The 10,968-nt window shown below is 68.5% G+C and carries 11 protein-coding genes; 3 read left to right on the forward strand and 8 right to left on the reverse strand.

Annotated features, from left to right (window positions below; all coding sequences use genetic code 11):
- Positions 1 to 2 precede the first annotated feature (2 nt).
- The 7 genes from JKL49_RS15860 to JKL49_RS15890 form a co-directional block, all read right to left on the reverse strand.
- Entirely contained in the window at positions 3 to 1,409 is a 1,407-nt protein-coding gene (locus JKL49_RS15860; RefSeq protein ID WP_347340397.1) for a sensor histidine kinase, read from the reverse strand.
- Positions 1,406 to 2,098 carry a response regulator transcription factor gene (locus JKL49_RS15865; RefSeq protein WP_215341591.1) on the reverse strand — a complete coding sequence of 231 codons (693 nt, stop codon included), beginning with the start codon at positions 2,096 to 2,098 and terminating at the stop codon, positions 1,406 to 1,408. The genes JKL49_RS15860 and JKL49_RS15865 overlap by 4 nt, the downstream gene beginning before the upstream one ends.
- A 10-nt stretch (positions 2,099 to 2,108) precedes the next feature.
- Positions 2,109 to 2,444 (reverse strand): PepSY domain-containing protein, encoded by a 336-nt coding sequence (locus tag JKL49_RS15870; RefSeq protein ID WP_215341592.1) that lies wholly within the window; start codon positions 2,442 to 2,444, stop codon positions 2,109 to 2,111.
- Between the two features lie 109 nt (positions 2,445 to 2,553).
- Entirely contained in the window at positions 2,554 to 3,249 is a 696-nt protein-coding gene (locus JKL49_RS15875) for a TonB family protein (RefSeq protein ID WP_215341593.1), read from the reverse strand.
- A 101-nt stretch (positions 3,250 to 3,350) separates the two neighbouring features.
- Positions 3,351 to 3,716 (reverse strand): MmcQ/YjbR family DNA-binding protein, encoded by a 366-nt coding sequence (locus JKL49_RS15880; RefSeq protein ID WP_215341594.1) that lies wholly within the window; start codon positions 3,714 to 3,716, stop codon positions 3,351 to 3,353.
- Positions 3,717 to 3,724: 8 nt separating this feature from the next.
- A complete protein-coding gene (locus JKL49_RS15885; RefSeq protein WP_215341595.1) occupies positions 3,725 to 4,096 on the reverse strand; it encodes a VOC family protein in 372 nt (123 codons plus the stop codon).
- A gap of 58 nt (positions 4,097 to 4,154) precedes the next feature.
- A complete protein-coding gene (locus tag JKL49_RS15890; protein WP_215341596.1) occupies positions 4,155 to 5,096 on the reverse strand; it encodes a DnaJ C-terminal domain-containing protein in 942 nt (313 codons plus the stop codon).
- A 147-nt stretch (positions 5,097 to 5,243) separates the two neighbouring features.
- On the opposite strand from JKL49_RS15890, the gene JKL49_RS15895 reads away from it, so the two are divergent.
- A complete protein-coding gene (locus tag JKL49_RS15895; protein WP_215341597.1) occupies positions 5,244 to 5,657 on the forward strand; it encodes a DUF805 domain-containing protein in 414 nt (137 codons plus the stop codon).
- 136 nt (positions 5,658 to 5,793) lie between these two features.
- On the opposite strand, the gene JKL49_RS15900 is transcribed toward JKL49_RS15895, so the two are convergent.
- On the reverse strand, positions 5,794 to 6,258 hold the full coding sequence (locus JKL49_RS15900) for a YcgN family cysteine cluster protein (protein ID WP_215341598.1): 465 nt from the start codon (positions 6,256 to 6,258) through the stop codon (positions 5,794 to 5,796).
- A gap of 55 nt (positions 6,259 to 6,313) precedes the next feature.
- Here JKL49_RS15900 and pbpC point away from each other — a divergent pair, with 55 nt between their 5' ends.
- Together pbpC and JKL49_RS15910 are read left to right on the forward strand one after the other, a co-directional pair.
- Positions 6,314 to 8,530 carry a multimodular transpeptidase-transglycosylase PbpC gene (gene pbpC, locus JKL49_RS15905; RefSeq protein ID WP_215341599.1) on the forward strand — a complete coding sequence of 739 codons (2,217 nt, stop codon included), beginning with the start codon at positions 6,314 to 6,316 and terminating at the stop codon, positions 8,528 to 8,530.
- Positions 8,531 to 8,798: 268 nt separating this feature from the next.
- Complete coding sequence (locus JKL49_RS15910; RefSeq protein WP_215341600.1) at positions 8,799 to 10,613, forward strand: ABC-F family ATP-binding cassette domain-containing protein; 1,815 nt, start codon at positions 8,799 to 8,801, stop codon at positions 10,611 to 10,613.
- Positions 10,614 to 10,968 lie beyond the last annotated feature (355 nt).

Genomic DNA, 10,968 nt, shown 5'->3' on the forward strand with positions numbered 1-10,968 from the left:
AATCAAGCCTCGGCCCGGGGAAGTTCCAGGATCACGGCGAGGCCGCCAAGGCGGGCCTGGGCCAAGGTCAGGGACCCGCCATAGGCGCGGGCCAGCTCATCAATGATGTTGAGGCCAAGGCCCGAACCGGGGGCGCTTTCGTCCAGCCGGGCGCCACGCTGGATTGCCGCCTCGCGTTCCTCCGGCGTCAGGCCCGGGCCGTCATCCTCGACGGAAAGCCTTAGCCGCTCGGGGGAAATCACTTCGGTGCGGACGCGGACGCGGGACTTGCACCACTTGGAAGCGTTCTCCATGGCGTTGCCGGCCAACTCCAACAGGTCCTGCCGTTCCCCCAGGAAATAGAGGTCGTCCTCGGCGTCCCAGTCGATGGTGACCCCCTTGTCCTGGAAGATTCGCTCCAAAGTGCGCGACAATTCGTCCAGCACATCGGCCACCGAAGTTCGTTCGCCAGAGCCTTGCGTGCGGGCCGCCGCGCGCGCGCGACGCAGGTGGTGGTCGACCTGCTGGCGCATGGCCTCCGACTGGCGGGTCACCACCTCGGCGAGCGGGCCGGGCTGGGCCTGAGATTCGGCGAGCATCACAGACAGCGGGGTTTTCAGCGCGTGGGCCAGGTTGCCGACGTGGGTGCGCTGACGCTCCACGACCTCCTGGTTGTGGGCCATGAGCGCGTTGAGCTCGTCGGCGAGCGGCTTCAGTTCGGTGGGATAGGCGCCCTCGATCCGCTCACGCTTGCCGCGCCGGACATAGGCCACCTCGTGGCGCAGGGCGAACAGCGGGGTGAGGCCCACCCGGACCTGGATCACCACCGCGGCCACCATGCCGACGCCCAGCAGCAGGAAGGCCAGCGCCGTGGCGGTGACGAAGTTGCGGATGTCGCGGTCGACGGGGCTGCGGTCCTCGGCGGCCATGAACACCACCGGCGCCTTGCCGCCGGGCAGCTCGGCCCGGGTGGCCATGGCCCGCAGGGGTTCGTTCAGGGGGCCGCGAGTGTCGTAGAAGATCGGCTTGCCAGGGTCGGCGGCCAGGCGAAGGGCGAGGTCCGGCGGGGTCTTCAGCTCGCTGTCCCACAGGGAGCGGGAGCGGACGCGGGACTTCAGCACGCCGTTCACCGGCTCGCTGATCTGCCAGTACTTGCCGGAATAGGCGCGCAGGGCCCGCAGGTCGGTGAGGGCCGGGGCGAGAATCTCGGCCTTCTCGTCGATGGTGGTGCCGGCGGTCAGGTTGTCGATCAGCTCGGCCAGGCCCTGGTCGAAGCGCTTGATGGCCGCCTGCTGGAACAGCATGGCCAGCACCAGGGCCGTCACCACCAGCACCGCCAGCGACCAGCCGGCGGCCAGGATCACCAGCCGCCGGACCAGGGAGGGCCGGCGCAGCACCTCGAATTGCCGCCGAAGGCCCTCGAAGGTCACGAGCCGGCCGCTCCGGCCTCCAGCTCTTCCGGCGGCGCGGTCAGGCGGTAGCCCAGGCCGCGCACGGTATCGATGCGCTCAGCGCCGATCTTCTTGCGCACCCGGCCGATGAACACCTCGATGGTGTTGGAGTCGCGGTCGAAGTCCTGGTCGTAGAGGTGCTCCACCAGCTCGGTGCGGCTGATCACCCGGCCCTGGTGCATCATCAGATAGTGCAGCAGGCGGTACTCCAGCGAGGTGAGCCGCAGGGGCTCGCCGTTGACGGTGGCCCGCGCAGCGCGGGGGTCCAGGCGCAGGCCGCCCACCGACAGGCTGGGGGCGGCGTGGCCGGCCGAGCGGCGCAGCAGGGCGCGCAGGCGGGCCAGCAGCTCCTCGGTGTGGAAGGGCTTGGTGAGGTAGTCGTCGGCGCCGGCGTCGAAGCCGGCCACCTTCTCGCTCCAGGCGCCGCGGGCCGTCAGGATCAGCACCGGGGTGGCGACATCGCCGCGCCGCCAACGCTCCAGCACCGAGACCCCGTCGACCTTGGGCAAACCGAGGTCGAGGATCACCGCGTCATAGGGCTCGGTCTCCCCCAGGAACTGGGCTTCCTCGCCGTCGGGGGCGTGGTCGACAGCGTAGCCGGCGTCGCCGAGGGCGGCCTTCAGCTGCCGCGACAGATCGGGGTCGTCCTCGACCAGCAGGATACGCATGGTGTTCCTCTTATCCGCCTTCGCGTGACAGGATCTGGCCGCTCTCGGCGTCGACGATGAAGATCATCACCCGGCCGTCGGGGGTCTGCCACTGAACGAAATAGGCCGGGCGGCCGGAAGAGTCGCCCATGGTGGTGTTGAGCTGGCGGCCAGGCGTGCGCGCGGCGATCCTGGCGATCACCTGCGACAGCGGCACCTGACGGCCGCCGCGCACGGCGGCGCGGGCCTCATCCTGGTCCCCGTGGACGCCGTAGGACGGCCGCCCGTAGTCCGGATAGCCCTGCGCCTGGGACGCCACCGGGGTGAGCGCCAGGAGAAGGACGGCTATGGCGATGGAACGCTTCATGCCCAACGGTTTAAAGGCCCGCGACTGAACCCAGCCTGAATAAGGGGTTTATGCAGGCGGTGCGGCGGTCTGTCACGTGCGAGACGTGTGGGAGGCGAATGGGCGGGTCTCAGCGGCCGGCCGCGCCGCGCCGCAGAAAGTCGCCTTCCGGTTTGAACACGTCGATGAACAGCCGCTGCGGGGCCTTACGGCAAGCCTCCACCGCCGCCTTCCAGCGCGGCTCGAAGCCTTCGTAGCCCTTGCCGAAGGAAGCGACGTCGAACCGCCCGCTCGCGGACGCCGTGCTGAGGGCCGAAAGGCCGAGGACCAGATAGTAGAAATCGTCATGCTCCGTGGCGGGCCAGGTCGCATACCACCAGTCGTAATCGCGGGCGAACTGACTGCAGCCGTAGCGAAGCACGCCACCGCCCTTGCCTTCCGACTTGGCGTTGGTGAACTCCAGCGGGGTTCTGGCGGGCAGACTCAAGGCCACCCCTTCGGCATCGCGCGCCGGTTCGAAAATCATGGCGGAGACCTGTTCCAGCGCCGCGGCGTCCAGCAGGCTGGAGCGGCTGCTCACAGCCACCTTCGTCTCCGTGAACCGGCCATCGGCGCCAATGACGCCGGAGACCACGACCTTGCCGTGCGCCCCGGTGGCGCGGACGGCTTCCGGGATGTCAGGCGACGGGCCGGACTTGTAGACCGGCCGCGTCGCGACCCGCGCCTTGTTCGCCTGAGCCATGGCGGCCGTCACCGGCTCCGGGGCGGCGCCGCCTTCGGACGGGGTTTGAAGCGCGAACGCCAGAGTTGCGAGAACCGCCCACATTGTCATCTCCCGATGGCTCCCGCCAAGGGCCGAAGGTTTAGAGGCAACCGCGTGCGGGATGCAACCACGGCGCGCGCGGGATACGCCCAGGGATCGGGCGCTCAGGAGAGCGCGTCGAGCTCGGCCTTCTGCTTGCGGGTCAGGCCCGCGCGGACCAGGTCGTAGGAGCCGCCCACCAGCCGCTCGATCTCCTGCGGCGGCACGTCGGAGTCCAGGGTCACGCAGATCCAGAAGCGGCGGTCGAGGTGGCTGCGGTGGCCGACACCCTGGTACTGTTCCTTGAGGATCTCCACGAGGTGGGGGTCGCATTTCAGGATGACGGAGGGATCGCCGCGCACGGTCAGGATGGCGAACATCTTACCCATGAGCTTGTAGAGCAGGACGCCCTTGGCCGAGGGCAGCGGGGCGCCCACCGCCCCGGGCTTGGCGTCGAGGTGCGCCTGCAGGGCGGCGGCGGGATCACGCATCGGGCCGCCTAGTGGGACAGGGACAGCAGGTTGCCGTCAGGGTCCTTGAACCAGCAGACGCCGCCCGCGCCGCCCGGCGGGGTCCAGACGCCGACCTCATCCTGGTCCATGCCCTCGAAGCGCTCGAAGACGACGCCCTTGGCCGCGAGGTCCTTGGCCGCCGCGCGGACGTCGGGCACGCGCCAGCCCAGGGCCGTGAAGGGCTGTGGCGAGAAGGCGGACACCTTGCTCAGGCGGAGCGGGACGTCGGCCCCGTCATAGGTCAGGGCGAACCGATCCTCCTCCAGGAGGCGCAGGCCCAGCAGGTCGCCATAGAACCGCTTGGCGGCCTCGGGGTTCGTGGTCGCCAGCATCGGCTGGATCTTGCTGTCGTGGAGCATCAGACCGTCCCCTTCTCGCGCCAGAATAACACGGGTCGGCCAGACGGCTAGATCAGCGCTAACGGCGGCGCGGCGTGTAGGGCCGCTCGGCGCGCCAGGTCTCGGCGAAGGCTTCCAGCTCGGGATCGATGGTCTCGGGCAGCACCAGGACGATGCGGGCCAGCAAGTCGCCGCGCTTGCCCTTGGCGTCCGACAGGCCCCGGCCCTTGAGCCGCAGAGAAGAGCCGCCGCCCTTGGGGACCGAGACATTGACCGGGCCGTCGGGGGTGGGCGCCTGGACCTTGCCGCCCAGGATGGCGTCGGGGATGGAGACCGGCAGGTCCATCACCAGGTTGTCGCCCTCCCGCCGGTAAAGCGGGTGCGGGCGAATGGTCATTTCGATGAAGGCGTCGCCGGGGCCGGAGCGGCCGGGGGAGCCCTGGCCCTTCAGGCGCAGGGTCTGGCCCTCTTCCGCGCCCTTGGGAATGGAGACGTCGATGGTGCGGCCGTCGGAGAAGGCGATGCGCTTCTTGGGGCCGTGGATGGTGTCTTCGAGGTCGATCTCAAGCTTGGCGCGCACGTCGCCGCCGCGCTGGGAGAAGCCGCCGAAGCCGCCGCCCTGCCCGCCCTGGGCGCCGCGCCCGCCCCGGCCCAGCATTTCGCCCAGAATGTCGGAGAGGTCGATGTCGGGGCCTTCAGCCTGGCCGCGCGGACTCCAGCCGCCACCGCCGCCAAAGCCAGCGCCCTGCTGACCCCAGGGACCGCCGCCCCCACCGCCAAAGCCTCGCGCGGTCTCACGGCCGTCAGCGTCGATCTCGCCGGCGTCGAACTTCTTGCGCTTGTCGACGTCGCCGACGATGTCGAAGGCCGCGCTGACGCGCTTGAACTTCTCCTCCGAGGCCTTGTCGCCCGGATTGGTGTCGGGGTGATGCTTCTTGGCGAGCTTGCGGAACGCCTTGCGGAGCTCGTCGGCGCTCGCGCCGCGGGACACACCGAGTTCCTGATAGGGATCGCCAGCCAAGAGAGAAAAACCTTCCTGTTCGCAGGGATAACGCGCAGCCCTCAATTAGGCTGTTTGAACCGGCGCGCAAGAGCCGATGTGGTATAAATGCCACATGCGTGCGGCGGCGGCGAGCCGTTAGCCTCGCGCCATCTGGATCGGGGCGCCATGAGCATTGTCAAACTCTTCCTCTGGCCGCGCGGCCGCATCGGAGCCTTGAGCTTCTGGCGCGCCCTGCTGGTGCTGTTGCTGGTGCTCTTCGCCGTTGATCTCGCCAACTATGTGGCGGGCGGGCTGCATCCGTTGCAGATGCGGTTCTATCTCGGACTCTTCTGCCTGTTCTGCTGGCTGTGCCTGGCGGCCAAGCGGCTGGAGGACGCCGGACGTTCGCGGTTCCTGGCGGCGATCCCGGCGGCCTTGCTGATCGCCGGCCTGGCCTGCGTGGCCTTCCTGGTGGGCGCGCTGGACGGGAGAAGCCCTGCCCCAACCACTATGCTCGGCGTCATCGGCCCGGTGGCGGGGATTGTGGTGTTCCTGGGATCGACGCTGTGGATCGGGCTCCTGAAGCCCCGCCCCTCCTGATCGTCATGGCCGGGCTTGTCTCGGCCACCCATGATCTCCGTGGCGCAGCAATTGTCCCCGGCCCAGGCCGCGCGATCTGAGGCGAGACGGAGATCATAGGTCCCCGGGACAAGACCGGGGATGACGGTCTTGATATCTAGTCGTCGCCGCGCTCTTCCATGAGGTCGTAGGCGACATAGGCCATGGCGTCCTCGGGGTCCTTGAGTTCGTCCTCGCTGATGGTTTCGCCGCGCACCGAGACGCCGGCGCGGTGGACGCTCTCGGGATCGCCGGAGATCAAGGGGTGCCAGTCGGCCAGGCCGCGGCCCTCATTAATGCGGCGGTAGGCGCAGGAGAGCGGCATCCAGGCGAGCTGGTCGACATTCTGCGGGGTCAATTTTATGCAGTCGGGGACATGTTTCTTTCGCCCAGCATAGTTACTGCAGGCGCAGGTCTGGGCGTCGAGCAGGCGACAATGCACGCGGGTGGGTATGATCTCTCCGGAATCTTCATCCTCGAAGCGAACAAGACAGCAAAGCCCGCAGCCGTCACATAGGCTCTCCCACTCAGGCCCCGTCATCTGGCGGAGTGATTTCGTTTCCCAGTAAGGTCTCGTCGCCATGCTAGAGGCGTCCTAAACCAAAAGCGTCCCTGCCGCCCCTTATTCGTTTGACCAAGTGCCCGACTGGAATCTCGACCCCTACAAGTTCCCGGACTCCAAGCCCGGCCAGCCGTCGCCGGCTGAGCCGGCGCACGAGCCCGCGCCGGTGGATGAGCCGGTCGAGCACTTCCGGGCCGATCTGCCCAAGCCGAAGACCGCCAAGGTGAAGGCCGAGAAGCCGCCGAAAGCCAAGCGCGGCGGCGGCGGCTCCGGTGGCGGCGGCTTCACCTTCGGCGGCGGCGGCCCCCGCAAGGCCAAGAGCCTCAACTGGCTTTGGACCACGCTGGCGGTCATCGCCGCGGTGGGGGCCCTGCTGGTGCTGGGGGGCGCGGTCTATGTCCAGCAGGTCTATCTGAAGGACATCCCGCCCCTGCCCGAGCGCGAGGCGCTCTATGCGATCAACCGGGCGCCGGCGATCAAGTTCTTCGACAAGACCGGGGCGCTGATCGCCGCACGCGGGCCGAAGTACGGCGACCGGGTCACCCTGACCCAGCTTCCCGACTATGTGCCGCGCGCCTTCCTGGCCGCCGAGGACCGCCGCTTCTATCAGCACGGCGCCGTCGACCCCTGGGCCATCGTACGCGCCGCACGCGCCAACTACGCCGCCGGCCGGGTGGTGGAGGGCGGCTCGACCCTGTCGCAGCAGCTGGCCAAGGGCCTGTTCCTGACGCCGGACCAGACCATGACGCGGAAGATCCAGGAGGCCGTCATGGCCCAGCGCCTGGAGAAGATGCTCAGCAAGGACGAGGTCCTCGAGCTCTACCTCAACCGCATCTATTTCGGGGCCAACACCTTCGGCATCGACGGCGCGAGCCGCACCTATTTCGGCAAACCCGCCAGCCAGCTGACCCTGTCGGAAGCCGCCCTGCTGGCCAGCCTGCCCAAGGCGCCGTCGCGCATGGCGCTGAACCGCAACATGGCCGGCGCCCTGGAACGCCAGCGCCTGGTGCTGGAGCGCATGCAAGGCGAGGGCTGGGTCACCGCGGCGGACGCCGCCGCCGCCGCCGCGCGGCCGCCGCTGATCAGCCCCAACGCCTTGGCCAATGACGGGGACATGGGCTACGCGCTCGACTACGCCACCAACGAAGTTCTGAAACTCGTCGGCCCCAACTCGCCCGACCTGATGGTGCGCCTGACCATCGATCCCAAGCTGCAGGCCACCGGCGCGGGCATCCTGCGGCAGGTGATCGCCACCGAGGGCAAGGCCGCCGGCGCGTCGCAGGCCAGCATGGTGGCCCTCTCCTCGGAAGGCGCGATCCGCACCATGGTGGGCGGCCTCGACTACAACGCCAGCGTCTTCAACCGCGCGGTCCAGGCCAGGCGCCAGCCCGGCTCGTCCTTCAAGCCCTTCGTCTATGCCGCGGCGCTGGAAAAGGGCGTCATGCCCACCGACGTGCGCATCGACGGACCGGTGAAGTTCGGCGACTGGAAGCCCGAGAACTATGGCGGCGGCTATCGCGGCGCGGTGACGGTGGAGACGGCCCTGGCCCACTCCATCAACACCGTGGCGGTGAAGCTGGCCCAGGAGGTCGGCGGCCCGGCGATCAGCGAGCTGACCCGCCGCTTCGGCATCACCACCATCCCGGCCAATCCGAACCTGTCGGTGGCCCTGGGCTCCTACGAGGTGCCGCTGATCGAGATGGTCTCCGGCTTCCAGGTCTTCCAGACCGGCGGCGCCCGGATCACGCCGTACATGGTCGACGAGATCAAGACCGTCGGCGGCCAGCCGGTCTTCCTGCACCAGACCTCGTCGCCTGTGCCCGCCTACGACATCGCCCGCGCCAGCATGATGGTGAAGATGATGAAGAAGGTGATCACGGGCGGCACCGGCACGCGGGCCAACTTCGGCCGTCCGGCGGCGGGCAAGACCGGCACCAGCCAGAACTGGCGCGACGCCTGGTTCGTCGGCTTCACGCCCGACTATGTGGCCGGGGTCTGGGTGGGCAACGACGACGACAAGCCGATGAACCGCATCACCGGGGGCGTCATGTCGGCGGCCATCTGGCGGCAGTTCATGGTGGTGGCCCACGAGAAACTGCCGATCCGCGACTTCGACTGGCTGCTGCCCGATCCCGAGCCCGAGCTGGAGGCCGATCCCCGCAACGACTTCTACCAGGGCCTGTCCGACGAATTCTCCGCCGCCGCCCGCGACGCCGAAGCCGCGATCCCGCCCGATCCGGTGGCGCCGAAGCCCGAGGCGGAGAAGCCGGTGGTCGAGGACATTCCGTTCTAATCCACCGCTCATCCCGGCGAAGGCCGGGACCCAGATTCATCCCCTAGGGTTGGGCATGATCCACTGTTCGTGTGGTTCGTGGGGTTCCCTTCCTTGGACCGAGCGGCGTCGAGGCCCTTCCGCCAGTCCACGAACCACACGAACCACAGGAACATCGGGATTCTGACCGAAGGTCGGAGGTGAATCTGGGTCCCGGCCTTCGCCGGGATGAGCGGTATTGGGTTCTAGCCCTTGCTTCCGCGCCTCGCGTCGCTATGTCGGACGCCGCATGAAGCCACCCATCCTCGCCTTGAAGAATGTCCGTCTGGCCGACGGGCCGAAAATGCTGTTCGACGGGGTCGACCTGTCGGTGGATCCGCGCTCGCGCGCCTGCCTGGTGGGGCGCAACGGGGCGGGCAAGACCACCCTGCTGAAGATGCTGGCCGGCCAGATCCAGCCCGACGACGGCGAACGCGCCGTGCAGCCGGCGACCCGCATCGCCTATGTTCCGCAGGAGCCGGAGATCGTCGGCGCCACCCTGCTGGAGCACTGCATCGCCGGCGGTGCGGCCGAGTACCAGGCTCAGGCGGCCCTGGACATTTTCGGCATCGATCCGGAGAAGTCGACCTCGGGCCTGTCCGGCGGCGAGATCCGCCGCGTGGCGCTGTCGCGCGCCTTCGCCGAGGACCCTGACCTGCTGCTGCTGGACGAGCCCACCAACCACCTGGACATCCTGGCCATCGAGACCCTGGAGGCCGAGCTCGCCTCCAGCCGCGCGGCCATGGTCATCGTCAGCCACGACCGCGCCTTCCTGGAGCGCACCACCAAGCGCAGCTTCTGGCTGGAGCACCGCAAGGTCCGCCGCCTGGACAAGGGCTTCGCCGCCTTCGATGGGTGGGTCGAGCAGGTCATGGCCGCCGAGGCCGAGGAAGGGCGGAAGATCGACAAGAAGCTGGAGCAGGAAGAGCACTGGCTGCAGCGCGGGGTCACCGGCCGCCGGGCCCGCAACGAAGGCCGCAGGCGAGCCCTGATGGACCTGCGGCAGGTCAAGGTCGAACGCCTGCGCGAGGTGCGCGGCGACATGAACATGGGCATCGCCTCCTCCGGCCTGTCTGGCCAGCGGGTGATCGAGGCCAAGGGGATCGCCAAGGGCTTCGGCGAGCGCACCCTGTTGAAGAGCTTCTCCACCCGCATCCTGCGCGGCGACCGGGTGGCCATCGTCGGCCCCAATGGGGCGGGCAAGACCACCCTGGTGAAGATGCTGCTGGGGCAGATCCCGCCAGACGAGGGCTCGGTGAAGCTGGGAGCCAACCTGGAGATCGCCTATATCGACCAGGCCCGGGCCGACCTCAAGCCCGACATGATGCTGCGCGACGTGCTGACCCCGCTGGGGGGCGACCAGGTGATGGTGCGCGGCCTGCCCAAGCACGTGAACGCCTACGCCAAGGACTTCCTGTTCACCGACGCCCAGATCCGCCAGCCGGTGCGCAGCCTGTCCGGCGGCGAGCGCAACCGCCTGCTGCTGGCGCGCGCCCTGGCCACCCCCGCCAACCTGCTGATCCTGGATGAGCCCACCAACGATCTGGACATGGACACGCTGGACCTGCTCGAGGACCTGCTGGCCGACTTCGAAGGCACGCTGATCCTGGTGAGCCACGACCGCGACTTCATCGACCGGCTGGCCACCTCCACCATCGCCTTGAACGGACGCGGCGACGTGGTGGAGACGCCGGGCGGCTGGCAGGACTTCCTGCGGCAGAACCCCGGCTATTTCAGCGCGATCGCGCAGGCCCCCCCGGCCCCGTCGGCGCCCAAGGCCGCGGCCAAGGCGCCGCCGCCCCCGCCCGAGCCGAAGAAGACCACCAAGCTGTCGTTCAAGGATCAGCACCGGCTGAAGGAGGCCGAAGGGCTGATGGTCACCCTGCCGGCCAAGATCGCCAAGCTGGAGGCCGACATGGCCGATCCGGCCCTCTACACCCGCGATCCCTCAGGCTTTGACCGGATGACCAAGTCCCACGCGCACGCCCAGGCCGAACTGGCCAAGGCCGAGCAGGACTGGATGGCGCTGGAAGAAATGCGCGAGGCGCTGGAGGCGGGCCGGTAGGGGTGTTCTTCTTCCCTTGCGGTCGGGTCGATAGCCCTATCCAAACGCCGTCATCCTCGGGCTAGTCCCGAGGATCCATGATCTCCGCATTTCCGCAGAGGACGTGAACTTCGCCGCTGAGTACTCCCCGCACCACGGAGTCTATGGGTCCTCGGGACAAGCCCGAGGATGACGGGAGAAGGCGCGGCGGCGATTCGCACCCAAGCAGCTTTGCTGTGGATATCTTCACGCGCTGATTCTAAAGGGAAAACGCCGCGAAATCCCCAAATCATCCACAGGTTATCCCCGGAAATTGGGCGCCTCGCTCACACCGGGGCAGATCGCGGCGCTTGCTTGATAGAGGGTTCGGGGGAAA

The organism is Phenylobacterium glaciei (genome assembly GCF_016772415.1).
GTDB classification, from domain to species: Bacteria; Pseudomonadota; Alphaproteobacteria; order Caulobacterales; family Caulobacteraceae; genus Phenylobacterium; species Phenylobacterium glaciei.

Excerpts from the sequence above, each read along its gene's own strand:
- JKL49_RS15875 (WP_215341593.1), bottom strand. The coding sequence starts at position 3,249 with ATGTGGGCGGTTCTCGCAACTCTGGCGTTCGCGCTTCAAACCCCGTCC.
- JKL49_RS15865 (WP_215341591.1), bottom strand. The coding sequence starts at position 2,098 with ATGCGTATCCTGCTGGTCGAGGACGACCCCGATCTGTCGCGGCAGCTG.
- JKL49_RS15910 (WP_215341600.1), top strand. The coding sequence starts at position 8,799 with ATGAAGCCACCCATCCTCGCCTTGAAGAATGTCCGTCTGGCCGACGGG.
- JKL49_RS15900 (WP_215341598.1), bottom strand. The coding sequence starts at position 6,258 with ATGGCGACGAGACCTTACTGGGAAACGAAATCACTCCGCCAGATGACG.
- JKL49_RS15880 (WP_215341594.1), bottom strand. The coding sequence starts at position 3,716 with ATGCGTGATCCCGCCGCCGCCCTGCAGGCGCACCTCGACGCCAAGCCC.
- JKL49_RS15885 (WP_215341595.1), bottom strand. The coding sequence starts at position 4,096 with ATGCTCCACGACAGCAAGATCCAGCCGATGCTGGCGACCACGAACCCC.
- JKL49_RS15870 (WP_215341592.1), bottom strand. The coding sequence starts at position 2,444 with ATGAAGCGTTCCATCGCCATAGCCGTCCTTCTCCTGGCGCTCACCCCG.
- JKL49_RS15895 (WP_215341597.1), top strand. The coding sequence starts at position 5,244 with ATGAGCATTGTCAAACTCTTCCTCTGGCCGCGCGGCCGCATCGGAGCC.